The organism is Brevundimonas poindexterae (assembly GCF_020524625.1).
Classification (GTDB): Bacteria; Pseudomonadota; Alphaproteobacteria; order Caulobacterales; family Caulobacteraceae; genus Brevundimonas; species Brevundimonas poindexterae_A.
This window is the reverse complement of sequence record NZ_JAIVLL010000001.1, coordinates 338475-362956: the sequence shown is the minus strand read 5'-3', so window position 1 is coordinate 362956 and position 24482 is coordinate 338475. Positions and strand designations below refer to the sequence as shown.

28 protein-coding genes, 2 tRNA genes and 1 other RNA gene are annotated in these 24482 nt (G+C 67.3%); 13 read left to right on the top strand and 18 right to left on the bottom strand.

Annotated features, from left to right (window positions below; translation table 11 throughout):
- The 7 genes from LC068_RS01915 to ssrA form a co-directional block, all read right to left on the bottom strand.
- The gene (locus LC068_RS01915; RefSeq protein WP_226634080.1) at window positions 1-414 is read right to left on the bottom strand and encodes a hypothetical protein; all 414 of its coding nucleotides are present in this window, start codon (window positions 412-414) and stop codon (window positions 1-3) included.
- A gap of 56 nt (window positions 415-470) precedes the next feature.
- Entirely contained in the window at window positions 471-878 is a 408-nt protein-coding gene (locus LC068_RS01910; protein WP_226634079.1) for a GFA family protein, read from the bottom strand.
- A gap of 71 nt (window positions 879-949) precedes the next feature.
- Window positions 950-1708: a C13 family peptidase gene (locus LC068_RS01905; protein ID WP_226634077.1), complete on the bottom strand. Its 759-nt coding sequence runs from the start codon at window positions 1706-1708 to the stop codon at window positions 950-952.
- Between the two features lie 72 nt (window positions 1709-1780).
- On the bottom strand, window positions 1781-2833 hold the full coding sequence (locus LC068_RS01900) for an endonuclease/exonuclease/phosphatase family protein (RefSeq protein WP_226634075.1): 1053 nt from the start codon (window positions 2831-2833) through the stop codon (window positions 1781-1783).
- Window positions 2823-3932 (bottom strand): hypothetical protein, encoded by a 1110-nt coding sequence (locus tag LC068_RS01895; RefSeq protein WP_226634072.1) that lies wholly within the window; start codon window positions 3930-3932, stop codon window positions 2823-2825. Before LC068_RS01895 ends, LC068_RS01900 begins: the two co-directional genes overlap by 11 nt.
- A 35-nt stretch (window positions 3933-3967) precedes the next feature.
- Entirely contained in the window at window positions 3968-4459 is a 492-nt protein-coding gene (locus LC068_RS01890; protein ID WP_226634070.1) for an SspB family protein, read from the bottom strand.
- Between the two features lie 80 nt (window positions 4460-4539).
- Window positions 4540-4903, bottom strand: a transfer-messenger RNA (tmRNA) gene (ssrA, locus tag LC068_RS01885).
- 74 nt (window positions 4904-4977) lie between these two features.
- Between ssrA and LC068_RS01880 the strand changes: the two genes are divergently transcribed.
- A complete protein-coding gene (locus LC068_RS01880) occupies window positions 4978-5550 on the top strand; it encodes a hypothetical protein (RefSeq protein ID WP_226634069.1) in 573 nt (190 codons plus the stop codon).
- 194 nt (window positions 5551-5744) lie between these two features.
- Window positions 5745-6410: a hypothetical protein gene (locus LC068_RS01875; RefSeq protein ID WP_226634068.1), complete on the top strand. Its 666-nt coding sequence runs from the start codon at window positions 5745-5747 to the stop codon at window positions 6408-6410.
- Here LC068_RS01875 and miaA read toward each other — a convergent pair.
- Window positions 6376-7248: a tRNA (adenosine(37)-N6)-dimethylallyltransferase MiaA gene (gene miaA, locus LC068_RS01870; protein WP_226634067.1), complete on the bottom strand. Its 873-nt coding sequence runs from the start codon at window positions 7246-7248 to the stop codon at window positions 6376-6378. The two genes, LC068_RS01875 and miaA, sit on opposite strands and share 35 nt — an antisense overlap.
- A gap of 73 nt (window positions 7249-7321) precedes the next feature.
- Between miaA and LC068_RS01865 the strand changes: the two genes are divergently transcribed.
- From LC068_RS01865 to LC068_RS01855, 3 genes are all read left to right on the top strand, one after another.
- Window positions 7322-8389: a P-loop NTPase gene (locus LC068_RS01865; protein ID WP_226634065.1), complete on the top strand. Its 1068-nt coding sequence runs from the start codon at window positions 7322-7324 to the stop codon at window positions 8387-8389.
- 74 nt (window positions 8390-8463) lie between these two features.
- The gene (locus LC068_RS01860; RefSeq protein ID WP_226634062.1) at window positions 8464-8811 is read left to right on the top strand and encodes a hypothetical protein; all 348 of its coding nucleotides are present in this window, start codon (window positions 8464-8466) and stop codon (window positions 8809-8811) included.
- Window positions 8812-8901: 90 nt separating this feature from the next.
- Entirely contained in the window at window positions 8902-9999 is a 1098-nt protein-coding gene (locus LC068_RS01855) for an NADH:flavin oxidoreductase (protein WP_226634060.1), read from the top strand.
- Between the two features lie 4 nt (window positions 10000-10003).
- On the opposite strand, the gene LC068_RS01850 is transcribed toward LC068_RS01855, so the two are convergent.
- Genes LC068_RS01850 through LC068_RS01835 form a run of 4 tightly spaced genes read right to left on the bottom strand, consistent with a single transcriptional unit; the run spans window position 10004 to window position 11995 of the window.
- Window positions 10004-10324, bottom strand: coding sequence for a YbjQ family protein (locus tag LC068_RS01850; RefSeq protein WP_226634057.1), 321 nt, complete (start codon window positions 10322-10324; stop codon window positions 10004-10006).
- Window positions 10321-10842: a dihydrofolate reductase gene (locus LC068_RS01845; protein ID WP_226634055.1), complete on the bottom strand. Its 522-nt coding sequence runs from the start codon at window positions 10840-10842 to the stop codon at window positions 10321-10323. The genes LC068_RS01850 and LC068_RS01845 overlap by 4 nt, the downstream gene beginning before the upstream one ends.
- Window positions 10839-11141 (bottom strand): nucleoside triphosphate pyrophosphohydrolase family protein, encoded by a 303-nt coding sequence (locus tag LC068_RS01840; protein WP_226634053.1) that lies wholly within the window; start codon window positions 11139-11141, stop codon window positions 10839-10841. Before LC068_RS01840 ends, LC068_RS01845 begins: the two co-directional genes overlap by 4 nt.
- Window positions 11141-11995 (bottom strand): thymidylate synthase, encoded by an 855-nt coding sequence (locus LC068_RS01835; protein ID WP_226634050.1) that lies wholly within the window; start codon window positions 11993-11995, stop codon window positions 11141-11143. The genes LC068_RS01840 and LC068_RS01835 overlap by 1 nt, the downstream gene beginning before the upstream one ends.
- Window positions 11996-12140: 145 nt before the next feature.
- Between LC068_RS01835 and LC068_RS01830 the strand changes: the two genes are divergently transcribed.
- Window positions 12141-13160 (top strand): serine hydrolase domain-containing protein, encoded by a 1020-nt coding sequence (locus LC068_RS01830; protein ID WP_226634048.1) that lies wholly within the window; start codon window positions 12141-12143, stop codon window positions 13158-13160.
- A gap of 405 nt (window positions 13161-13565) precedes the next feature.
- Here the strand turns inward: LC068_RS01830 and LC068_RS01825 are convergent, their stop codons facing one another.
- Window positions 13566-14108, bottom strand: coding sequence for a DUF924 family protein (locus tag LC068_RS01825; protein ID WP_226634046.1), 543 nt, complete (start codon window positions 14106-14108; stop codon window positions 13566-13568).
- Here LC068_RS01825 and LC068_RS01820 point away from each other — a divergent pair.
- Together LC068_RS01820 and ilvC are read left to right on the top strand one after the other, a co-directional pair.
- Window positions 14107-14844, top strand: a complete 738-nt coding sequence (locus LC068_RS01820) for a hypothetical protein (protein WP_226634044.1) — start codon at window positions 14107-14109, stop codon at window positions 14842-14844. The genes LC068_RS01825 and LC068_RS01820 overlap by 2 nt on opposite strands.
- A complete protein-coding gene (gene ilvC, locus LC068_RS01815) occupies window positions 14841-15842 on the top strand; it encodes a ketol-acid reductoisomerase (RefSeq protein ID WP_226634041.1) in 1002 nt (333 codons plus the stop codon). Before LC068_RS01820 ends, ilvC begins: the two co-directional genes overlap by 4 nt.
- Before the next feature lie 37 nt (window positions 15843-15879).
- Here the strand turns inward: ilvC and LC068_RS01810 are convergent.
- Window positions 15880-15956: transfer RNA gene (locus LC068_RS01810), tRNA-Pro, on the bottom strand.
- A gap of 175 nt (window positions 15957-16131) precedes the next feature.
- On the opposite strand from LC068_RS01810, the gene LC068_RS01805 reads away from it, so the two are divergent.
- Both LC068_RS01805 and LC068_RS01800 read left to right on the top strand, forming a co-directional pair.
- Window positions 16132-16205 (top strand) — tRNA-Gln (locus LC068_RS01805).
- Window positions 16206-16303: 98 nt separating this feature from the next.
- Window positions 16304-16759: a hypothetical protein gene (locus tag LC068_RS01800; protein WP_226634039.1), complete on the top strand. Its 456-nt coding sequence runs from the start codon at window positions 16304-16306 to the stop codon at window positions 16757-16759.
- A gap of 3 nt (window positions 16760-16762) precedes the next feature.
- Here the strand turns inward: LC068_RS01800 and LC068_RS01795 are convergent, their stop codons facing one another.
- Window positions 16763-17308 (bottom strand): hypothetical protein, encoded by a 546-nt coding sequence (locus LC068_RS01795; RefSeq protein ID WP_226634037.1) that lies wholly within the window; start codon window positions 17306-17308, stop codon window positions 16763-16765.
- 222 nt (window positions 17309-17530) lie between these two features.
- On the opposite strand from LC068_RS01795, the gene LC068_RS01790 reads away from it, so the two are divergent.
- Window positions 17531-17968, top strand: a complete 438-nt coding sequence (locus tag LC068_RS01790) for a response regulator (protein ID WP_226634035.1) — start codon at window positions 17531-17533, stop codon at window positions 17966-17968.
- 29 nt (window positions 17969-17997) lie between these two features.
- On the opposite strand, the gene LC068_RS01785 is transcribed toward LC068_RS01790, so the two are convergent.
- Entirely contained in the window at window positions 17998-20223 is a 2226-nt protein-coding gene (locus LC068_RS01785; protein ID WP_226634033.1) for a S9 family peptidase, read from the bottom strand.
- Between the two features lie 91 nt (window positions 20224-20314).
- Window positions 20315-22099 carry an acyl-CoA dehydrogenase gene (locus LC068_RS01780; RefSeq protein ID WP_226634031.1) on the bottom strand — a complete coding sequence of 595 codons (1785 nt, stop codon included), beginning with the start codon at window positions 22097-22099 and terminating at the stop codon, window positions 20315-20317.
- A 103-nt stretch (window positions 22100-22202) separates the two neighbouring features.
- Here LC068_RS01780 and LC068_RS01775 point away from each other — a divergent pair, with 103 nt between their 5' ends.
- Both LC068_RS01775 and LC068_RS01770 read left to right on the top strand, forming a co-directional pair.
- Complete coding sequence (locus LC068_RS01775; RefSeq protein ID WP_226634029.1) at window positions 22203-22754, top strand: cytochrome b; 552 nt, start codon at window positions 22203-22205, stop codon at window positions 22752-22754.
- Window positions 22751-23671: an L-threonylcarbamoyladenylate synthase gene (locus LC068_RS01770; protein ID WP_226634026.1), complete on the top strand. Its 921-nt coding sequence runs from the start codon at window positions 22751-22753 to the stop codon at window positions 23669-23671. Before LC068_RS01775 ends, LC068_RS01770 begins: the two co-directional genes overlap by 4 nt.
- Window positions 23672-23674: 3 nt before the next feature.
- On the opposite strand, the gene LC068_RS01765 is transcribed toward LC068_RS01770, so the two are convergent.
- On the bottom strand, window positions 23675-24463 hold the full coding sequence (locus LC068_RS01765) for a 3-hydroxybutyrate dehydrogenase (protein WP_226635429.1): 789 nt from the start codon (window positions 24461-24463) through the stop codon (window positions 23675-23677).
- Window positions 24464-24482 lie beyond the last annotated feature (19 nt).

Here is a 24482-nt window from a genome sequence, read left to right as displayed (position 1 = left end):
CTAGGGGACGATCGTATATCCGGGCGGGGCCTCGGTCTCGTAGTGATTGGGGTGATACATATCGAGGAAGATCACATTGCTGGCCGGTTGTGAGCCGGGGCAGTCGACCTGGTATCCGTCAATGATGGTGCCATAGGGCCCGTCGCCGGCACTCCCGAGACGGTGAAACGTCGGGGTCTTTCCATCGGCGCAGCGCAGGCGGCCCAGGTAGCTCCTTTGCCCGGCAGGCATGTTGACCCGCACGGGGTTCTGCTCCGTACCGAGAGGGTGGGACGCAACTACGGCTGCGACCCGTGCCGCCCGCGCTTCAGGAACGCCGCCGAACATATCGGCAAAAGGGTCACCCGCCTGCATATCGGAGGCACATCCCCCCAGACTCAGTGCGGCAAAGACAGGCAAAACGCGCTTCAGCATGAAGACCTCCCCACAGATCAGGGCAGGTTGGAATGGATACATGACCGAGGCAAGGCTCAGGCGTCCGGCCCGATCGGCGGATAGCGCTCGAACGCCGGCAGCTGATCCAGGGTCGCCATCCAGCCGATGCGCTCGGCCGTCTGGATCTGGGCCTGAATCGGCAGGACGTCCGGGTTATCCAGCGTGGCCCCCTGAATGTCGGTCATGCCCGGGAAAATGACCTCATTCGTATAGAACAGGCCCGTTCCACAGGTGACGCAGAACGACCGCCGCCCATGCTCGGACGAGGCGTAGGTCCGCGTTTCGCCGGTGATCGTCAGACTGTCGGTCGGCACCAGACACCAGCTGACCGCCGGCGCGCCCGCTGACTTCCTGCAGTCGATGCAATGGCAGAGCGCGTGATGCTCGACCTTGCCGTCCGTCTTGTACCGCACTGCCCCACAGTGGCATCCGCCCTCGAGCATGTCGTCCCTCCTGCCTCTATGTTCTGCATATGTTCCACGGCTGGCCGGTTATGGCAAGCGGGAAGATGCGGTCAGCGACGAAAGGCGTAGGTGGTGCTCAGCAGGGGGGCAAGCTCGACCCCGACCACGGTCTGCGGGCCGGAGGCGGGGCTCAGGCCTTCCTCCTGCTCGCGCCGCTCGACGCACAGGGCGGCCTGATCGGCCAGGGCGAGGAAGTCCGGCGCCGTCGGCAGGCTCTCCAGCACACAGCCGTCGAAATAGGGATAGGTGGCGTCCTCGGAACAGCCGAACGAGGAGCGATCCCGCCGCGCCGCCGTCATGATCATCCGGTTCGGGGCCGCCAGCTGATCGGCGAACACCCCCGAGAAACAGGCCGAGACGACCACCACCGTGGGCCGCTCGCCGCACCAGCCATCGACCAGCCGGTCCATCAGCACGGGGCTGATCATCCGGTCCGGGCCGAACACGATCCCGCGTGGCGAGCCGTGCGAGGTGAAATAGAGGAAGCACCCCTTCGTGGCCCGGCCTGTCACTTCCGTGATCGCGGCGAGGGCCTCGTCACCCCCGGTCGGATTCGGCACGTCAGGGCGGAGGCTGAAGTCGACCATATCGGCCCGGTCGAAGCCGACTGCGGTAAAGCCGGCCACCAGATCGCGCCGGGCATTGTCAAAGGCCTGGATCGGCGTACCGCGGCTGGTGCGCCAGTCGGCGGCGACGATGGCCGAGGCCCAGCCCTCGAACCCCGTCTCCGGCTCGGCCGCAGCCGGCGAGGCGCCTGTGCCCAGCAGCACGAGGGCGCCGAACAGGGCAGGGATGATGCGACGGATCATGGCGAGCCTCCTCCTGATGCGATTGGAGCCGCCAAATCGTCAGGGGGTCAAGCCTGCTGACCCTGATGCCGTTCAGGGCGCCTCGCTACAGACCGCCGCACCCGGCATCTCGGCGCTCCTGAACACCGCCCGCACCGGCTGGTGGTCGGAATGGCGAAAGCCCATGGGCGTTCCCGCGACCGACACCACCTCGACGCCAGGCGAGACAAGGAAGCCGTCGATCACCGTCGTATAGTTCTGACCCGCCTCGAAGGGGCGCTCATTGGTCCTCACGCTGGGCACCGAGGCGTCCGCGGCGATCCGCCAGCCCTCAGGCAGAACCTCGTCCGGAAAGTCGTGGATCCAGTCCAGATACTGATCCTCGGTCGTGTGCGGGAAGGCGGTCTCCACGAGGCGCAGGTTGAAGTCGCCCCCGATCACCACACGCCACCCCTGGCCGTGCGCCTCGCTTGCGCGCTCCAGCACGGCGGCCACCTGACGCTTGCGCAGGGCGCCGCCCTCGTCAAAGGCCGAGGTATGCAGATTGACCATCACCCAGCACCCGCCGGGCCCCTCGACATAGGTGGCCAGCGCCCCGTAGCGACGCCGGATCAGGCCGTCATAGGGGTCGCCGTCGCTGGGCATGGGCCAGATCTCGGACCGGACCCGCCCATGGCGCACATAGGTCGCCATCCCGTTACTGATCCTGAGCGGCGGCGGCAGATAGCGGGTGCGGAAGTCGTCGTGGAACTGCGCCTGATAGTCCGCCAGCGCCCGGTCCGTGCGGCCCTTCAGATCGGTCCAGTAGTTGACCACGCTGGCCCGGGCGTTCTCCTGGGTCAGGATCACATCCGCATCGCTGTCGCCCAGCCAGGCCGCGATCGCATCGGCCGACTCGCGCGTCGTGCCCGGCCCCGGCGGCAGGTACGAGCGACCGCCGTCGGCGAAGAAGTCCGACCCCCGTCCCAGTCCGCTATAGCCCAGGTTCCAGGTGATGACGCTGATGGTGTCCATGGACTGCGGCCACTCCGGATGGGCAGGGAAGGGGCGGGGCGTAGCGTCTTTCAGCGGCGCCGAACAGGCATGCACCGCGATCAGCCCCGCGCAGAAGACCACGGCGGTGGCGACGGCGGCCCTAACCCGCATTGGGACGGAACCGGGCATTCGGCAGGCGGACCGGCACGGCCTCCTTCTTGTCCGAAATCTTGTCGAGCGCGAACTGCACGCCCCAGGCGAGGATGGCAAAGCCGCCGCCTTCGCCCGCGATCATCCGCACGAAGCCAAACAGGTTGATGGAGTTGGCCAGCTCGGCCACCATTTCGGAGTGGCGCTGGGCAATCTCCCAGTCGCCGAGCCCGGGTGGCGGCGTGAAGGCCCGCACATTGGCCAGTACGCCCTCCATCAGCGTCTCGTACGAGCCCATGTAAACCGCCAGGGCGAACAGGCCGATGATGGCGAGCGGGCCATAGGTGAAGATGGCGGTCATCAGCACGGCCTCGCCCATGAACATGTGCTTCAGCGGCGTGAAGTTGATCAGCATATTGATCCCGATCAGCAGGCCGGCGAACACGAACAGCGGATTGAACTGGCTCTGCAGCAGCTTGGCGGCCAGCGCGATGCGGCCAAAGCCGGTCTCGGCCAGCGTCATCGCCTCGACGTACCGGCCCTGTAACGACGCGTCCGGCTCCGTACCCGACAGGGCGGCCATGCGCGCCAGATCGAAGACATCGGAGATCACCCGTGCCTCGGCCCGGAAAGCCGCCGCATCGCTCAGATACTGGGCCGCCAGCATCAGCAGAACCATGGCGCCGACCCCGAACAGGCAGACGCTGTAGAAATTATAGGTCGCATAGGCCGCCCGCAGGCGCTTGCAATAGACCGCCTTCCGCCCTTCCAGCACGGCAGCGCGGATGACCGTCGTGGAGTAGATCTGCACGACGGCCACCACGATCAGGGTGGCCAGCAGGGCCTGCCACCACCAGCGGGTCAGCAGGCCGACCAGTGAAATATCCGGGGTGAAATAGGCGATGATCAGACTGGCTGCGGCGGCGAGGGTCAGGATGACGGCCTCGCCGATCCATCCCTCGACCCAGGCCCGCTGCGACGGCCGGCGCGCGTTCGGGACGACGATGCAGTGGCGCAGCACCCAGACCCGTCCACTACGCTGATACGACGCCCGCAGCAGCGCAAGCGCGATGGCATACACGACCCCGATCAGCAGGGCATCGGCGGCGAGTGAAGGCAAGGGCGGGCTCCATCCGGCTGGCCCGCAAACCTTAGCTATTTTTTCCGGAACTGGTCCAGCGAGACGACCTTGGGCCCGTCATCGGCGGGGACCTCGGCCACGGGTGCCTCGACGGCCTCTTCCTCGTCGCCATCCTCGTCGGGATCGGGCGCAGCCACGGTTTCGAACTGCAGCAGGAATTGCACGGACGGATCGAAGAAGCGGGTGATGGCGCGATAGGGCACCGTCATCGCCTTGGGCACGCCGCCGAAGCGCAGCATCACGCTGAACTGGTCGTCCTCGACCACCAGATCCTCGTACTGGTGTTGCAGGACGACGGTCATCTCTTCGGGGTATTTGGCGACCACATCGGGCGGCAGCTGCACACCCTTCGCCCGGGTCTGGAAGGTGATGTAGAAATGGTGCGCGCCGGGCAGGCCCTCGGGCTCGGCGGCGCGCGCCAGCGCGGCCCGGATCACCCCGCGCAGGGCATCCTGCGCCAGGCGCTCATAATGCATCTCGTCGACGGGTGGGGTCGCGCTTGTCATGCCAGCCTCAGTCAGGAACGCACCCTGATAGCCCCGTGCGTCAGGGGACGAAAGGGCGACATGAGCCGGAATGCGGGAAAAGCGCCGGGATTCTGTTGCCAGGCTCCCGACAGGCCCCGCCTGAAGATCTGAACCTCCAGGAGTTTAGATTGGAATTACCGGAACCGCATTACGCGGCGACAGCGTATTCCCCAGCGAAGTTATCGTTCGCAGTTAGAAAATGGCCCGATAACGATGGGCCAGTACGAGCGAAAGCAATCTTCTTTACACGTCCGTCGATGCTAGTCGGCCCCATACCTTCCGCCGATAACGCGGGGGAAAATGGTGGAGCCGCCGGGAATCGCACCCGGGTCCGGTCCGCTTATTACAAGCGCCTTTATCGCCATAGTCCGGGCGAACCCGGACACCCCCAATATAGGGGCCATTGGTCACAAATCCAATAATCGTCGGGACGAAGAAACGTGCTGGCCTGTCGGGCGAGCCTCAGGCAATCATCCCTGATCCAAGGGGGAGGTTCCATGTTTCGTCGTCTCGCACTCTGTCTTGCCCTTCTGGGGCCCCTCGCGGTTGCGCCGCTGGTCACGCCCACATCCGCCGTTGCGCAGACCGCCGTCCAGCTGACCGCTGACGAGCGCGCCGGCCTCGAGGCCCGCGTCGCCGAACTGACCGGCTATGTCGATGCCGGCCAGTTCGAGGCCATCATGGATTTCCTGCCGCCGCGGCTTCTCTCGACGATCGCCGAGCACTTCGGCGTGGACGAAGCAGAAGCCCGGGCCGCGACCAAGGCATCGGTCCGCGAGGTCATGAGCAGCGTGACCATCGTCCAATATGACATCGACGTTGACGGCGCGCAGGCCTTCGTCACCCCCGACGGCAGCCGTCGATACGTCACCTTCGACCTGACCATGCTCATGGAGGTCGAGGACATCCAGGTGCGCGCCATCACGCCGAACCTTGCCTTCATGGTCGACGGGGTCTGGTACATCATGGATCCTTCCAGCCCCGATCAGACCGCCATGCTCCGCAAGGCCTATCCCGAGTTTGAGGGCGTCCGGTTCGATTCCGGCGTGATGGAAGTGGTCGAGCCTTGACGGAAAGCCGTCGCTCGCTGCTGTTCTACGGACTCTTTGCGGTCGCCAGCCTGACCACGGTGGGCCTCGGCTGCTGGATATGCGCCCTCGCGGACGTGGCGACAGGGTCATGGGTTCGCAATCTGATCGCCTGGGGCACAGGAGCCTTGCTGGCAGCGCGTCTAACTCTCGCTCCAGGGCCCCAGGCAAGGTCCTTGTCTCTGATATCCTGTGCTGTGCTGCTGGTTGCCAGTCTCTTCGGACAGCCGGAGGAGGGGGTGCGCCGCTGGCTGGATATCGGGCCGCTCCACATCAACGTCGCCCTGGTCGTCCTGCCCGTGATGGTGGTGACTATGGCTGGATCTCCCTTGCGGCGGTGGCAGGGCGTGCTGGCCCTCGGCGTGCTTGCCGTGCTGGTGGGGCAGCCTGACGCCTCGCAGGCCACAGCCTTCGCCCTGGCGTTTGCAGTGATCGTCGTCCGGTCGGATCTGCGGCGACCGGCGAAGCTGGCTCTGTCAGGCGCGATTCTGGCGCTGGCCGTCGTCAGCTGGCTCCGACCCGACCCGCTCCAGCCGGTCCCCGAGGTTGAGCAGATCGTCCAGCTGGCCTGGTCGGTGTCGCCCGTCCTCGCCGTGGCCGGGGTGCTGGGGTTGGCGGTGACCGTCCTTCTTCCGGCGGGGATCGCGCGCCGGTCGACGGCGGCAACGGCCGCGCTGGCGCTCTCGACCTGGTGCGTGGCGACCGCCGTCACGCCTCTGTTCGGCGCCTTTCCGGTCCCGTGGCTGGGCATCGGCATGAGTCCGATTCTGGGGGCCTGGCTGGGCGTCGGCCTTCTGGCGGCTGAGGTCAGACGCGCTCCCAGTCCGCCATCTGGTTCCTGAACCAGGTCACCTGTCGCTTCGCATAGTTGCGGGTGGCTTGCCGCATCCGGTCCAGCCCCACCTCCCGCGAGGTTTCGCCCCGCAGGTGGGCCGCCAGTTCGCGCACACCGACCGCCTTCATCACCGGCAGGGCAGGGGACAGGTCCCGCGTTAGCAGGCCCCGCACCTCGTCCAGCGCGCCCCGCTCCAGCATGACGGCACAGCGCGCGTCGCAGGCGGCATAGAGAGCCTCCCGGTCGGGCATCAGCACCTGTCCGGTCCAGCTGCCGGGACTCAGGACCGGGCGAGTGTCCGCCTGCCAGTCCGACAGGGCCCGTCCCGAATGCCGGGCCACGGCCATGGCCCGGATCAACCGTTGCCGGTCATTGTCCTCAATCCGCGCGGCGGCCTCAGGGTCCACTTCAGCCAGCCGCTGTCGGAACGCCGCTTCGCCCATCCGGTCATAGTCGGCCTCTACGGCCTCGCGCACCGCGTCGGGCACCGGCGGAATATCGGCCAGCCCCTTCGTCAGGGCGGTAAAGTACAGGCCGGTGCCCCCCACCAGCACGGCGGGCCGTCCGTCGAGCTCTTCCAGAAGGTCCTGTACCGCGCGCACCCAGCGCCCGACCGACCAGGGATCGTCGCCCGCCGCTACGCCGTACAGCCGGTGCTCGGCCCGGGCCTCCTCGTGGGCATCCGGCCGGGCGCTCAGCACGCTGAGCTCGGCATACAGCTGCTGGCTGTCGGCATTGATGATCACCGCCCCGGTCCGTTCGGCCAGCTCAAGCGCCCGCGCCGACTTGCCCGACGCGGTCGGCCCCCCGATCAGGGTCAGTCTGGCGGCCTCGCCCTGGGACAAATGGAACCTCGCGCCGATGCGGTCAGGGGGATAGAAGGCCCGGTAAACCCCCTCGCGCGCCAAGGAGCAAGCCGTGCCCGACAGACAGGCCGTCATCGATCTGCTGAACCGCCTGACCGATCCGGTCACCGGCGGCGGTCTGATGGACGGCGGCAAGGTCAAGGGTCTGGTCGTGGCCGAGGATCGCGCGGGCTTTGTGCTCGAGGTCGACCAGGCCGAGGTCGCTCGGTACGCCCCCATCCGTGATCAGGCCGAGGCCGCCCTCAAGGCCCTGCCGGGCATCGCCCGTGTCTCGGTCATCCTGACCGCCGAGACGACGCCCGCACCCGCGCGCCGCACGGCCGGCCTGTCGAAAGAGGCGGTGGATCAGGGCCGCCCGAAGGCACCGGTGCCGACCGACCGTCCTGACCATGTGCGCCGGGTGATTGCCGTCGGCAGCGGCAAGGGCGGGGTCGGCAAGTCGACCGTCGCCGTCAATCTGGCCGTCGCCCTGTCGCAGCAAGGCCTGCGCGTCGGGATCCTCGACGCCGATGTCCACGGCCCGTCCCTGCCCACCATGCTCGGCATCTCGGGCAAGCCCGACTATGTCGACGGCAAGATGGAGCCACACCGCGCCCACGGCCTCGCCGCCATGTCGGTCGGCCTCCTGACCCAGGCCTCTGACGCCATGGTCTGGCGCGGGCCCATGGCCTCCCAGGCCCTGACCCAGATGCTGACCCAGACCCGTTGGGGCACCGAGGCCGCGCCGCTGGATGTGCTGGTCGTCGATCTGCCGCCCGGCACCGGCGATGTCCACCTCAGCCTGATCCAGAAGACTCCGCTGGACGGCGCCATCATCGTCACCACGCCTCAGGAGGTCGCCCTCGCCGACGCCCGCCGCGCCCGCGCCCTGTTCGGCAAGGTCGGCACCCCGGTGCTCGGCCTGGTCCAGACCATGAGCGGCGACATCTTTGGCACCGACGGCGGTCCTGCCGAAGCCGGGCGGCTGGGCATCCCGATGCTGGCCGACATCCCGCTGGACGCCGCCGTCCGCCGGGCGGGGGATTCCGGCACGCCGTTCCTGATCGGTGAGGTCACCCCTGATGCGGCAGAGGCGTTCGGACGTCTGGCCGGGCAGGTCGCGGCCGTGCTCTTTCCCTGACGCGGCGATCTGCTGAGACCTTTGCGGACGGGTTCTCCGGCGGTAGGCTTCCCCGGACCTGCCGGGAGACTGGATTGAGCGAGACCCCGACTTCGATTCCACGGCGCTTCGCCATTGCCCGGCGCTGGCAGTGGGTCGCTCTGGCGCGGGCGTCCCTGGCGTTGATCGCAGTCTTCGTGGCGTGGCCCCTGGGATATGTCTGGCCGGCCGCGGTGGCTCTCATCGCCTTCCTGCCGAGCGTGTGGCTGTTCACCCTCAAATGCTATCGCTGCGGCTGGCCGGCCTTCACCGATCATGCTGCGGAGGAGCGGCTCAAACAGGATCAACGCTTCTGGACCCGCCTGTGGGGCAAGGATCCGGGGGGCGTGCGCCTGCCGCTTCCCCGCCAATGCACCCGATGTGGAGCGCCGTTCCGATCCTGATGCCCCGCCAGTTTTTTCCGCCGTCAGGGTTTTCAAACGCAACCTTAATCGCCACATCGGCGGTTCCAATCACTGAACCGCGAGTTCCTCATGTCCGTCGATGCCCTGTTCCAGCCGTTTCAGATCAAGTCGCTGAAACTGCCCAACCGCATTGTCATGGCGCCCATGACCCGCTCCTTCTCGCCGGGTGGCATCCCGACCGAGGAAGTCGCTGGCTACTATCGCCGCCGGGCCGAGGGCGATGTCGGTCTGATCATCACCGAGGGCACGGTGGTCGAGCGCCCCGCCGCGCGCAATGACGCCAAGGTCCCCGTCTTCCACGGTGAGGCCCTGCCCGAGTGGAAGAAGGTGGTGGACGAGGTCCACGCCGCCGGCGGCCTGATCGCGCCGCAAATCTGGCACGTCGGCTCGGCCCGCGGGCAGGGCGAGGACTGGCAGCCCCTCGGCAAGGTCGACAGCCCGTCCGGCATGACCACCCCCGGCAAGCGCAAGCTGGAGCCGATGACCGAGGAGGACATCGCCGACACCATCGCCGCCTTCGGCCGGTCGGCCCGCGCCGCCCGCGAGCTGGGCTTTGACGCCGTCGAGATCCATGGCGCCCACGGCTATCTGATCGATCAGTTCTTCTGGAGCGGCCTCAACGACCGCACCGACCGCTGGGGCGGCCCGACCATCGCCGACCGCGCCCGCTTCGGCGCCGAGGTGGTCAAGGCGGTGCGCGAAGGCATCGGCCCCGACATGCCCCTGATCCTGCGCCTGTCCCAATGGAAGTCGCACGACTTCACCGCGAAGAATGCCCACACGCCCGACGAACTGACCCAGTGGCTGACCCCGTTGTCGGACGCGGGCGTCGACGTCTTCCACGGCTCGCAGCGCCGCTTCTGGGAGCCGGAGTTCGAGGGCTCGGACCTCAATTTCGCCGGCTGGATCAAGAAGCTGACGGCCAAGCCGACCATCACCGTCGGCTCCGTCGGCCTGGACGGCGAGTTCATCGCGGCCTTCGGCGGCGCGGGTTCAAAACCCGCCTCGCTGGACGGCCTGATCGCCCGGCTGGAGCGCGAGGAGTTCGATCTGGTCGCCGTCGGCCGCGCCCTGTTGGCCGATCCGTACTGGATGCAGAAGATCCGCGACGGTCGCCACGACGAGCTCAAGGACTTCGAGCGCAGCGCGATGGCGACGCTCAGCTAGTCACTCACTCGGCTTCCACCACCACGACCGTGCCATAGGCCAGCACCTCGGTGATGCCCGGCATGATCTCATTGGCGTCATAGCGCATGGCGAGGATGGCGTTGCCGCCCATGGCGCGCGCCTCCTCGATCAGGGCCTCATAGGCTTCCTTGCGGGCGCTCTCGGCCAGTTTGACATAGGCGCCGACGCGCCCGCCCACGATCGACTGCAGCCCGCCGAGGGCGTCCGACACGATGTTGCGCGAGCGTACGGTGATCCCGCGCCCCATACCGATCACGCGCACGACGCGGTGTCCGGGCAGGTCATTGGTGGTGGCGACGATCATTTGGCTCTCCGGTCCAAGGTGCGAAACACATAGGCGTGGTCGTCCTTCTCGCCCGCATCATGCGCCTCGGACGCCATCTCGACAAAAGCCCCCTCGTCAAAGGCCGGAAACCGGGTGTCGCCTTCCAGTTCGGCCTCGACCTCGGTGATGTACAGCCGGTCCGCCCGGTCCAGCACCGCCTCATACAGCTGCGCCCCGCCGATCACGCAGATCTCGTCGACCCCGTCCTCGCGCGCCTGCTCGCGCGCCATCTCCAGCGCTTCCGACAGGCTGGTACAGACCACCGCCCCCTTCGCCTCGAAGCTCTCGTCGCGGGTCAGCACGATGTTCAGCCGGCCGGGCAGGGGGCGCAGCGGCAGGCTCTCCCAGGTCGTCCGCCCCATCAGGCACGGCTTGCCGATGGTGATGGCCTTGAACCGCTGCAGGTCGCCCCGCAGCCGCCAGGGCAGGTCACCGTCGAGCCCGATTACGCCATTCTGCGCCCGGGCCGCCACAAGGGACAGGCGAGGGCGGATCATGCGGGCGCCTTCTCCAGCCAGTGCAGCCACTTGCGCTGCATGGCGGCTTCCAGATCGATGCCGGCGCTGTCGCAATAGATCAGCAGCATGCCCAGCACATCAGCGGCCTCATCGCCCAGCTTTCCCGCATCCGCCTCCCCCCGCGCCCGTCCGCTCATGCGCAGATGCTCGGCCGTCAGCTCGCCCAGCTCCTCCTGCAGCTTCAGCAGCGCCCAGTCACCAGACCGGTCGATCCCGTGCTCGGCGGCATAGATGTCGGAGATGCGCAGGACGTCGGCCTGCAGGGCCTTGAGGTCCATCACACCGCGACCACGGCCTTGATGTGGGGCCAGGGGTCATAGCCCTCCAGCGTGACGTCCGACAGCTCATAGGCGAACAGGTCGTCGCGCGGAGCCAGGGTCAGGGTGGGGAAGGGGCGCGGCACCCGCGACAGTTGCTCCTCCGCCTGATCCAGATGGTTCAGATACAGGTGCACGTCCCCGAAACTATGGACGAATTCCCCCGGCTCCAGCCCCGTCGCCTGGGCGATCATCAGGGTCAGCAGCGCATAGCTGGCGATGTTGAACGGCACGCCGAGGAAGATGTCGGCCGAGCGCTGGTACAGCTGGCAGCTCAGCTTGCCGTCCGCCACAAAGAACTGGAACAGGCAGTGACAGGGCGGCAGGGCCATGTCGTCGACATCGGCCGGGTTCCAGGCCGTGACGATGTGCCGGCGGCTGTTCGGATTGGTGCGGATGCTCTCGACCACCTTTTCGATCTGGTCGATCACCCGGCCGTCCGGCGCGGTCCAGCTGCGCCATTGCTTGCCATAGACCGGGCCCAGTTCGCCTTCGGCATCGGCCCATTCATCCCAGATGCGAACGCCATTGTCCTTCAGCCAGCGGATATTGGTCTCGCCGCGCAGGAACCACAGCAGCTCGACGATGATCGAGCGGGTGTGCAGCTTCTTGGTCGTCAGAAGCGGAAACCCCTTCGACAGGTCGAACCGGATCTGCCGGCCGAATACGCCGAGCGTCCCCGTGCCCGTCCGGTCCCCGCGCCGCGCGCCATTGTCCAGGATGTCCCGGAGCAGGTTCAGATACTGATACTCGGGATGGGCCGGATCGGCCGCCGGCCCGGCATCAGCGGTCAGGATCGGAGCGAGCGCGTTCATGCGATCACTCTGCCCGATTCGCGGGGCGGCGGCAGGCTTGCCGAATCAGCATCCACAGAAAACTGGCGACCGACTGCATCCAGCCGCGTCTCCGAATGCCTCTCTCGGTTAACGGCCCCATGCGGGCAGGACGGGAGGATCGACCATGAGACACCTCAACCTGAGCCTCGCCACAGCTCTGCTCCTTGCCACAGCCCTGCTGGTTGCGACGCCGCGGGCGCAGGGCGCTGAGGTTGCGCGGGGCGACCCGGCCGTCGAGGTTGCCACTCTCCCGCGCGGCGCGGAGGGGGAGGATACGGCGCTGCTTCGGCAATCGGGGTCGATCGCCAAATATGTCTGCACCCTCGCCGCCGTGCGGCTCGAGAATGCAGGGCTGCTGTCGCTGGATTCGCCGGTCAGTGAGTTGCTCCCGTCGTATAGGGGCGCGTCCGATCCGGACCTCACCCTCCGTCGCCTGCTCGAGAACCGGTCGGGGCTGGAAGACGGCCTGTCGCCCGCGCTCTCGCAGGACCGGGGGCTTCTGACCGCCGCCATTCCCTCGGCCGAGGCCGCCAACCGGTTCTCGGTGGCCCGCTCGCCGGTGCCACCCGGACAGGCCTTCAGCTATGTGAATTCCAACTGGGTCCTCGTGCAGGCCATCCTTGAGCAGGCCACCGGACAGAACCTCGCCGTCGTGATCGACGAGTGGGTGCTGACCCCCGCCGGGGCCGACGGGGCCTATATCTTCACGGGCCAGCTGGACGGCCCCGGCACCGCCCGGGCCGAGGGCAGTCCGACGCCGGTTCCCGACTTTGTCTCCTGTGCCGGCGGGCTGGCGGCCCGCCCCGCCGACCTGCTGGCCATCAGCGCCTTCCCCTTCACCTCGTCCCTGTTCGACGATGCCGATCGGGCGGACCTGATGCGCGTCTCCACGCCGGATGAGGCCTACACCCTGGGCGGACGGTTCGAATGGGTCCGCGACCGCGACGGCGCCGTCCGTCGCATCAGCTGGCAAACCGGCAGCAACGGCCCCTGGTACGCCAGTGCGATCTATGACCCGGAAACGGGGCACGGTTTCGCCGCCATGACCGCTTCCAGCCGCGATGAGCTTAACGGCCTGCAGGACGCGTGGCTGGCCGGGCAAGGGCTGGGGCGGCTGGATCGCGACGCTGGCGTCGACCACTGAGGGGGCCAGGCGCGCCATCCATCCGGGTTGGCGTGCGTTTCGGCAATGGTTTCAGAGCCGTCCTCGAACGCTGACCCGTTCTTCCCGCCCTGGTCCGCGCCGCGCCCATACTGTCCGGTTGGCAGAGGAGTGGCGGGAGGGGGAGCGTTCATTTCAGACGATTCAGACCATTCAGACGGTGACAACTTCATCTCCTCCCCGCTCGCGGGGAGGGGGACCATCGAAGATGGTGGAGGGGGCGGCGGTGCCCCCTCCGAATATGTCGTTGGCCTCATCCCCCAACATGGCAAGCCGTCCCGCCGCCCCCTCCGTCACGTCGGCTACGCCGCCGCGCCACCTCCCCGCAGGCGAGGAGGAGATGAGCAATGCCGTTTCAGACTATTCAGACCATTCAGACGGTATTTTTCACCCGTCGAACCCGCCTTCATCCAGAAAGGCCTGCTCCTCGGGCGTGGTCTCGCGCCCCAGCGACGGGTTGCGGTGCGGAAAGCGGCCGAAACGGGCGATGATGTCGCGATGGATCCTGGCCCATTTGAGATCCTCGGGATCGTCCCCGATCAGGTCCATGAACCGGTCTTGGTCTTCCAGCCGCTCCGAATGCTCGAACGGCAGGAGCAGGAATTTCCGCAGGTCCGGCTCGGTCCGCTCCAGATGGCCGCGGGCCACGGCATCCCGCGCCAGGCTGAGCGCCAGCGGGTCGGTGGCGAACTGGTGCGCCGTGTCGCGAAACGCGTTCCGGGGCAGCTGGTCCAGCAGGATGATCAGCGCCAGCGCCCCCTCTGCCGTCTCCATCCACCCGTCCAGCTCGCGCCGCGCCCCGGCCATGTGCGCCTTCAGGAACCGGTCCTTGAACGCCGCATCGAAGGCCGCGTCCTTGGCGAACCATTTCTCGGGTCCGGCGGCTTTCCAGAAGGCGATCACATCAGAAGGGGTTATGTCTTGGGTCATGACCCAGACCCTAGCCGTCCTGCTGCCCGTTTTCCACGACCGCGACTGCGCTCAGCTCGTGCGCCGACTCGGGCTGGCTTGGGGTGTCCTGATGCTCCTTGCCGTACCTGCCCAAGGCCAGGACAGGTCACTCGAGGCCCGGATCGCAGCGTTTGCCCGTTGTCCTGCACTCAATTTCCCGCCGCCGGAGGGCGACGACGTGCGCCTGGTTCCTGAGATGCTCTGGGCACCTCCCAATCCCATTCCCCCTCAATCCGAGCTTCGCGATCCGTCGAGCTGGGTCGCGCCAGAGAGTGCGATCGATCGCCACAAGGCGCTCCGAGCCCGCGCCGGGGTGAGCATGCCCTCGGGCGAGCAACAGGTTCTGGTTTTCGAGGTGATCGCCCACTCCTCGCTCGGCGAGATCAGTCTGGTGGCGAGCCGCAACAATGAGGGGCACTGGTCCGTCGACGAACTGGCTGAATTCGGAGTGGGCGGGAACGACGCCGCGATCCGTCATCGCACTTGGACCTTGCCGTGGTCTGATGGGTTCGCTTTGGATGACGAGTTGGCGGATCCCTGTGTCGACGCCGAGCCGTTGCGTAGCACCCATGCGGAGTTCAGTTTGGATCTTACGTACGTCTGGACGCTGGAAACCACGGGCCGACAGCCGACTCTGCGGGTCGAGAGGCACTATTGGGGCTTCGGTCGGGCGTCGCGGATAAGAGATCTGCTCCACAAAGGCTCTCCACGATGACCCCGCTACCCGTTTTCCACGACCGCGACTGCGACCTGTCGATCATCCGGGGCAAGCGCGTCGCCGTGATCGGCTATGGCAGCCAGGGGCGTACCCATGCGCTGAACCTGCGCGATTCGGGCGTGACCGACATCGTCGTGGGCCTGAAGGCGGGCTCCCGGACCCGCGCAGTGGCCGAGGCGGACGGATTCGAGGTCCGGACCGCTGGCGAGGCGACGGAAGGCGCCGATGTCGTGGCCATCATGGTCTCGGACGAGGCGCACCGCGATCTGTGGGCGGACGAGATCGAGCCTGCCATCAAGCCGGGGGCGGCCCTGATCTTCGCCCACGGCCTGTCGGTGCGATTCGGCCTGGTGACGCCGCGGGCGGATCTCGATGTGATTCTGGCCTCGCCCAAGGGTATCGGGCCGCGCATCCGCGACCTCTATGAGGAGGGGCAGGGGGTGTTCTGCCTGTTCGGTGTGCACCAGGACGCATCCGGCGCCGCCCATGCGCTCGGCCTGTCCTATGCCGCGGCGCTGGGCTGTGGGCGCAAGGGCATCCTCGAGACCACCTTTGCCGCCGAATGCGAGAGCGACCTGTTCGGCGAACAGGTGGTTCTGTGCGGCGGGGTCAAGGATCTGGTCGACGGCGCTTTCACGAAGCTGGTTGAGGCCGGCTATCCCCCCGAGGTCGCCTGGTTCGAATGCTTCTATGAGCTGAAGCTGGTCACCGACCTGATGTTCGAGCGGGGCATCGCCGGGGCGTTCGCCCGGATTTCGAACACGGCGGAATACGGGGCCTATCTGACCGGTCCACGCGTGCTGGGCGAGGTGTCAAAGGCCGCCATGGACGAGGTGCTGGCCGAGGTCCGCTCGGGCGCCTTCGTGAAGACGTTGATGGCCGACTATGACGCGGGCTCTCCGGACCTGCTGGCGCGGCGCAAGGCGCTGGGCGAACGCCCGATCGAGGCCGTGGGCCGTCATCTGGCCGGGGTCGCCTCGAAGGCCGAAGATTAGGGAGGAAAGGGGGCCGACGGGACGGGCCCCGGGAAAATGGTCGGAGTGGCAGGATTCGAACCTGCGACCCCTGCGTCCCGAACGCAGTGCTCTACCAGACTGAGCCACACTCCGACTTGAGGACGCGGCTTATACCCATGCAGCCCACCCCCCGCAAGCCGCGATATGGCCTATTTCTCGGGGTGAACGAAAAGCGCTGCAAAGTTGCGAAAGGGGGTGTTGCATCGCCCGCGCCCTTGGCGTATTTCGGCGCCTCTCGCGGGCCCGCCCCGCGACGCACCGGCCCTGCTGGGGAATGGTGTAATGGTAACACTACGGTTTTTGGTACCGTCATTCTAGGTTCGAGTCCTAGTTCCCCAGCCACCGCCTCGCGGCCTTCCCGTCAGATATGATCAGGACATCGCGGTCGACCCGCGACCGGCGTTCGGGCAGAGTGCGGCGCATCATTCGGGAGGCCTTCCATGTTGAAATCACTCGCAATCGCCGCGTCGCTGGCCGTCATCGGCGCGACGCCTGCCCTGGCTCAGAGCTGGGAAGCCGTCTCGGCATCCGACAACGCCGTAGCGGCCGTGGACTGGAGCTCGATGCGGATCAGCGGCAGCAGCCGGGACGTGACCTTCACCATGGTTTCGCTGGTGCCGGACGCAGTGCCGTTCGACTACGCCGTCTCGAGCATCACCATGGACTGTTCGCAGGCCCACTATGCCACGCATCGCAGCCAGTTCTTTGATCGCGGCGGGAACATCGTCGTCGAGGACTTTATCGGCGACGGCACCCTGACGCCAGTCAACGACGGCACGATCATGAGCGACGTGCGTCGGGAGGTCTGCTCCAGCGACGCGTCGCGCAAGGGCTATTTCATCTCGGCCCAGCAGTTCGCGGCCAACGCCTGGGCCATCGTCGAGGACGGCCAGTAGGCGCTACTGCAGGCTGCGACCCTCGCGGGGCAGGCGTACGCGGAGCGTCAGGCCCCCCGCGGCCGGGTCCGACCAGCCGGTCATACCGCCCATAAGGGTGACCAGCCCTTCGATCATCGCGCGTGCCTCCGCGTGGGGCGTGTCCTCGCGCGGGTTGGCGGTGGTCGTGACCACCATGCCGACGTCCTCGCCCGAGGCCGAGAAGGCGACGGCCAGCGCCGCCCCCACGTCACCGGGCTGATGCAAGCGGGCGACCTCGCCGCAGATCTCGTGGAGGATGATGGCGAGCGGCAGGTGCAGGGCTCGCGGGACCTCGCGCGGCAGGCCGCTGAGGGTCAGCCTCAGGCCCGCGTCCTCATAGTGGCGGCGCCAGAAGGCAACGGCCTCATTGAGATAGTCGTCGAGGGCGGCGCCATCGCTGCGCGCGACACGCTCTGCCATCAGGTTGAGGGCGCTGGTCATGTCCGCGACCCAGCCCAGATGACGCACGGCCTCCGGGTCACGCACCGCGCGCAACCGGATTCGCACCAGGGTTCCCAGAAGCTTCAAACCCTGTGTCGATACAGGGGTTTCCTCGTGACGAGGCTCAAATTCCGACACGCCGTCTACTCTATCCTGACATCGCCCCGCCGCGTGAATAGCAAAGGTCGAACCAATCCGATACAGGTGCGTTCACTGTGTACGCAATCGGACAATTGCGGGCTCAACCGTGTTAGCCGCCTCGTCCACCGGCGTTTGGTTGTTGTGTTGATCAAGTATCTCCCGGGGGAAATGAGGGTCGTCGTCGTCGAGGACCAGCCCATCCTGGCCATGGAGCTGGAGTTGATGCTGCTCGACCACGGCTGCGAAGTCGTGGGCATAGCTGCGGACCAGGCTACGGCGGCCATTCTGGCCGAGCGGCACAAGCCTAATCTTGCGCTGGTCGACCTCAATCTGCTGGATGGGCTTTCAGGTCCCGCCGTTGCGCACGAGCTGGTTAGCCGCCATGGCGCGGCCGTGATCTTCATGACCGCCAACCCCGAACAGATCCCGGAAGGCTTTGCCGGCGCGCTCGGCGTGGTGTGCAAGCCCTTCGACGAGAGCACCCTGAAGGATGTCGTGGACTTTGCCTGCCGCTTCCGGGCCTCCGGCGACACGTCCCGTCCGCCGCGCAGGTTGAGGCTCGCCCCTTGGCTACAGACGCCCCCGCCGACCATCGCCCCGCACTAGCAGGCAGGGCCCCGGCCGGCGGCGGCGTGTCAGGCCCGCTCCCAGCCCTTGTCGATGGCCCATATCGCAAAGGCGTAATCGTGGGCGACTTCCTTCAGATAGTCGAAGCGGCCGGAGGACCCGGCGTGGCCGGCCTCCATATTGATCTTGAGCAGGACCGGCTTGCCCGAAGTCGTGGCGGGGCGCAGGCGGGCCACCCACTTCTCGGGTTCCCAATAGGTCACGCGCGGGTCCGACAGGCCGCCGGTCGCCAGCACCGCCGGATAGGCCCTGGCCTCGATGTTATCGTAGGGGCTGTAGCTGGCGATGTAGTCATAGGCCTCGGGATCCTCGAGCGGATTGCCCCACTCGGGCCACTCGGGCGGAGTCAGCGGCAGGCTGACGTCGCTCATGGTGTTGATCACATCGACGAACGGCACCTGTCCGATCACCCCGGCCCACAGGTCGGGCCGCATGTTGTTGACGGCGCCCATCAGCAGGCCACCGGCCGAGCCGCCCTGGGCCACGATGTGGCCGGCCTTGCCGTGCCCGGTCGAGATCAGGTGCTCGGCCGCGGCGATGAAGTCGGTGAAGGTGTTCTTCTTGGTGAAGCGGCGGGCGTCGAGGAACCAGCCCCAGCCCTTGTCGGAGCCGCCGCGGATGTGGGCGATGGCATAGATCCAGCCCCGGTCCACCAGCGACAGCCGGTTGGTCGAGAAGCTGGCCGACATGGGGATTCCGTAGGAGCCATAGCCGTACAGCAACAGCGGGGCCGAGCCGTTCACCGGCGTCGTCTTGCGGCGCAGGATGGTGACGGGCACCAGCTGGCCGTCGCTGGCCGGGGCGTTCACCCGCTCGACCACATAGTCGTCCGGATTGTGACCCGAGGGGACCTCCTGAACCTTGCGCAGGGTCCGCTCACGCGTCGCCAGGTCGTAGTCATAGGTCGAGGTCGGGGTGGACGGCGAGTTGTAGGTGTAGCGCATCACCGGGGTGTCGAATTCGGACGCCCCGCCGAGGGTCAGGGCATAGGCGGGTTCGTCGACAGCGATCTCGTGCTCGGCGCCGGCGCGGTCGCGAATGACGATCCGGGTGTTGGCATCGGCGCGCTCCTGGCGGGCGATGAAGCCCTTCAGCAGCGAAATGCCCTCGATGTAGCGGCCCGGGGTGTGGGGAATCAGGTCCCGCCAGTTCGCCTTGCCCGGCGTGGCCGTCGGGGCCTCGCAGACCTTGAAGTCGATCGAGTCGTCGGCATTGGTGTGGATGACCCAGCGGTCGCCCCAGTGGTCGGCGTCATACTTGCGAGCGACCTGACGGGGCTCCAGCACGCGCGGCGCGCCGGTGATGTCGTCGGCCGGGATATAGCGGGTCTCGGAGGTCTCCTGATCGCCGATGCCGATGATCATGAAGCGGTCGTCGGACGTGCGCCCGACGCCGATGAACATGCCTTCGTCCTCTTCCTCATAGACCAGGGTGATGGCGCCACCGCGGGCCGGGCGGCGGAAGATCTTGTCCGGGCGGCCGTTGTCGTTGCGGTTGGTCCAGAAGATCCACTGGCTGTCGGGCGAGAAGGTCAGTCCGCCCGAGGCCGATTCGATCGGCTCGCCCAGCAGTTCGCCGGTCGCCAGATCCTTGACGTAGATGCGGTAGACCTCGGACCCCTGCGCATCTTCCGAATAGCCGAACAGGCTGTGGTCGGGTGTCCAGGCGATGTCGCCGACGTCGGAATAGGCCTTGCCCTCGGCCAGGGCGTTGGCATCCAGAAGAAGCTGCGGCGTCGGCGCGACGACGAAATTCCGGGTAACCGGCTGACCGTTCTCGATCCACGTTCCCTGGCGCTCGACGCGCATGTAGCGGGGATGCTGATCGCCGGTCTTGTACTCGGTATAATACTCCCACGGGCCATCGGGCGACGGGACCGAACTGTCGTCCTGTTTGATCCGGCCCTTCATCTCCTCGAACATCGTGGCCTGCAGCGGTTCGGTCGAGGCCATCATGGCCTCGCGATAGGCGTTTTCGGCCTCGAGGTGTTCCTTGACGTCGGCCTTGATCAGGGTCGGATCGCGCAGCACCGCCTGCCAGTTGTCGTCCTTCATCCACTGGTATTCGTCCACGCGGACGCGGCCCAGCTGTTCGATGGTGACCGGGATCTTCTTGGCGACGGGGGGCACGGGCATGTCGGGCAGTGAGCCTTTCGGAGAACGGGCAAGGGCAGGAGAGGCCGCAGCGGCGAGGGCGGTGGCGGCGGTGGATGCGATCATCTGCCGACGGTTCATGACAGGCTCCAGCAAGGGACGGAAATCAGGAGCCGGCACCATGATCGGCGCCGCGCGAAGGCGTCAAATGAACAAACGGCCATGAAGGGCCTCAGGGGGCCAGCACCGCCGGGGTCATGCGCAGCAGCAGGTCGCCGCCCTGACCGATCGCAGCCAGACGGCTGGACACATGGCCCAGAACATTGGCGGCATAGACCTCGTAGAGCGTGATCCGGCCGTCCAGCCATTCGGTGTCGCCCTGGCCATCGGCCTTCAGCGCCTGGGCCGCGAGCGCGCCGCGGGCCAGGAACCAGCCCCCGATCACATCACCCATCAGCTTCAGATAGGCGTCGGCGGCGGCCAGCACATCGGCGGTGCCGTCCTCGGCGGCCTTGCGGTCCAGCAGCCACAGCGTGGCGTCCTCGACTGCCGACAGGGCATTGGCCATCCGCTCGACCGGCTTGCCGTCATAGAGGCCGGCCAGGGGTGTCAGGACCGTCTTCATCTCCTCGATCAGCAGACGCGCGGAGGCTCCGCCGTCCTGAGACAGCTTGCGGCCCACCAGATCCATGGCCTGGATGCCATTGGTGCCCTCGTAGATCGGGGCGATCCGGGCGTCGCGATAATACTGGGCCGCACCGGTTTCCTCGATGAAGCCCATGCCGCCGTGGATCTGCACACCCATGGAAGCCACCTCGACCCCCATGTCGGTCGACCAGGCTTTGGCGATCGGGGTCAGCAGGTCCTCGCGACCTTTCCATTGCCGGGCCACGTCCGCGTCGGCCGAGCTGCGGGCGAGATCGGCGGCCATGCCGGTCGCCAGACAGATGGCGCGACCGGCGGCAACCTTCGCCTTCATCACCGACAGGCTGCGGCGGACGTCCGGGTGATCCAGAATCGGCGCCGAGGCCTCGCCGGTCCAGACCGAACGGCCCTGCCGTCGATCCGACGCATAGGCCAAGGCGTGCTGATAGGCGCGCTCGGCGATACCGACCCCCTCGACGCCCACGGCGACGCGGGCAGCGTTCATCATTACGAACATATGGGCCAGCCCCTCATTGAGCCGGCCGACCAGCTCTGCGATCGCGCCTTCATAGGCCATGACGCAGGTCGGAGAGGCATGGATGCCCAGCTTGTGCTCGACGCCCACGGGCCGGAAGGCATTCCGCTCGCCGAGCGAGCCGTCGTCGTTCACGAGGTATTTGGGGGCGAGGAACAGGCTGATGCCCTTCGGTCCCGGAGGGGCATCGGGCAGGCGGGCCAGGACCATGTGGACGATGTTGTCCGTCATGTCGTGGTCGCCCCAGGTGATGAAGATCTTCTGACCCGTCAGGCTGTACGTGCCGTCGCCATTTGGCGTGGCGGTGGCCGTGAGGGCCCCGAGGTCCGATCCCGCATTGGGCTCGGTCAGCACCATGGCGCCGGTCCACTCGCCCGAGATCAGCCGGGTCAGATAGGTCTCCTTCTGCGCCTCGGTGCCGTGGGCCTCCAGTGCCTCGATCGCCGCAAGCGACAGCATGGGGCAAAGGCCGAAGGCCATATTGGCCGAATGCACCGGCTCATAGGCCGCCAGCTCGAGCGCCTTGGGCAGGCCCTGACCGCCATGGGCGACCGGCGCGGCCAGCCCCATCCAGCCGCCCTCGACGAAGGTCTGGTAGGCCTCGGCGAATCCCGGCGCGGGGATCACACCGTCCCCTTCCAGCCGCGCTCCGGCCCGGTCGCCCGGCACGTTCAGCGGCGCCAGCGTTCCTTCGGCCACCTGACCGGCCGCCTCCAGTACGGCATCGACCAGATCGGCATCGAGGTCAGGGTAGACCCCGGTGGCCTGAAGCTCTTCCAGACCGAGGACATGCTTCAGCGTGAAGCCCAGATCACGAATGGGGGCGCGGTAGCTCATACGGATTCCCTTGACCGGGGGGTGGCGATGCGGTTCCTCAGACACTTGGCTGCGAACACCGGATTTGCCAAGTTTGGTCCGCTGCCGTCACGGAAGGGAAGTCATGGCCGAGCCCCGCAATCGATACTCGCAGGTGTCCCTGATCCTGCACTGGCTGATCGCCGTTCTGGTGATCGGACAGATCGTCCTGATCATGGCCCATGACGCGACCGAGGGCGACCTCAGCCGCTCGTTTGTGATGTGGCACAAGTCGGTCGGCCTTTCGATTCTGGTCCTGACCCTGATCCGTATCGGCTGGCGGATCGCCAATCCGGCCATCCCGCTGCCTGCCGAAATGCCGAAATGGCAGGTCTGGATGGCCCGCGCGACCCATGTGCTGTTCTATGTCGTGCTGATCGGCATGCCGCTGGGGGGATGGGCGGCGTCCTCGGCGGCGGGTCGCGAGATCGAGTTCTTCGGCCTGTTCAGCTGGCCCTTGCTGCCGATCTCGGGCGGACGTGAGGTGGCCAAACAGTTCATGGAGGCGCACGAGCTGGGCGCCAAGCTGCTGTATGTGCTTCTGGCCCTGCACATCCTCGGCGCGCTGAAGCACCACTTCGTCGACCGCGACAATGTGCTGCACCGGATGCTGCCGTTCATTCCGCGCCGCCCGTGACCCAGACGATCCCGGATGCCGTGGCGGCGCTCCGCCGCGGTGATCTGGTCATCCTGCCGACCGAGACCGTCTACGGTCTGGCCGCCGACGCGGGCAATGCCGAGGCCGTGGCGCGCATCTTTGCTGCGAAGGGGCGTCCGCGCTTCAACCCCCTGATCGCCCACGTCGACAGCGTCGCGGCCGCCGCGCGCGTGGGCGTGATGACGGCGATGGGCAAGGCGCTGGCCGACCGGTTCTGGCCGGGGCCCCTGACCCTCGTCCTGCCCGTGCGCGAGGGCAGTCCGGTCTGTGATCTGGCGCGGGCGGGACTGGACAGTGTGGCGGTCCGCGTGCCCGGGCATCCGGTCGCGCGCGCCGCACTGGAAGCGTTCGGCGGTCCGGTCGTCGCGCCCTCGGCCAACCGGTCGGGGCGGCCCAGCCCGACCACTTACGATGATGCCGTCGAGGAGACGGGCGGTGCGGCCGCCGCCGCTCTGGATGGCGGGCCCTGTGCTGTGGGGCTGGAGAGCACGGTCGTGTCCCTGCTGGGCGATCGCCCGCGCCTGCTCAGGCCCGGCAGCATCACCCGCCAGCAGCTGGAGGCGGTGGTCGGGACGCTGGAGGCCGACGGGGCGGAGGGCCACCGGTCGCCGGGGCGGCTCAGCCTGCACTATGCGCCGGACGCACCGGTGAGAATCGAGGCGGAGGAGGCGCGGCCGGGTGAGATCCTGCTGGGGTTCGGCCCCGGCGTGGGCGATCCGCGCTGGAGCCTCAGCGTCAGTGGCGACCTGACCGAGGCGGCTGCCCGGCTGTTCCGTCTGCTGCGCGAGGCCGACCGCGAGCAGCCGGCCGGAATTGCCATCGCGCCCATTCCGCAGACTGGACTGGGCGAAGCCATCAATGACCGGATACGCCGCGCGGCCGGGTTCGTCGGCTAGGTTCTACTGGGCCGTCCAGCCGCCGTCGATCGAGAAGGCGGTGCCGTTGGCCGAGGCGCCCAGATCGGAGACCAGGTACAGGAAGATGCCGACCAGTTCGTCGGTCGTGACGAACCGTTTGGTCGGCTGGGACTTGAGGATCACTTCCTCCAGCACCCGGTCCTTGGAGATGCCGTGGGTGCGGGCCTGATCGGCGATCTGCTTTTCGACGATGGGCGTTTCGACGAAGCCCGGGCAGATGGCATTGCAGGTGATGCCCTCGCGCGCCAGCTCCAGCCCGACGGTCTTGGTCAGGCCGATCACGCCGTGCTTGGCCGCGACATAGGCGGACTTGTAGGGGCTGGCGACCAGTCCGTGGGCCGAGGCCACATTGATGATCCGGCCGCGCCCCTGGGCCTTCATGATCGGCACGGCGGCGCGGGTGGCATAGAAGGCCGACGACAGGTTGATCGCGATGATCTGTTCCCATTTGTCGGCCGGGAATTTCTCGATGGCCTCGACGTGCTGCACGCCGGCGTTGTTGACCAGGATGTCCAGACGACCCAGCTCGTGCTTGGCATAGGCGACCATGTCGGCCACCTCCTCGCCATGGCGCATGTCGGCGGCGTGATATCGGACGCGGACGCCGCAGGCGGCTTCCATCTCGGTGCGGGTGCGCTCGATCTCGGAGGGATCACCCAGCCCGTTCAGTACCACGTCGCCGCCCCGCGCGGCCACGGCCCGGGCCAGCGCCAGTCCGATTCCCGACGTCGAGCCCGTGATCACGGCCACCTGGCCGCGAAGATCGTTCATGTCGCGCGGGCGGGCCTGT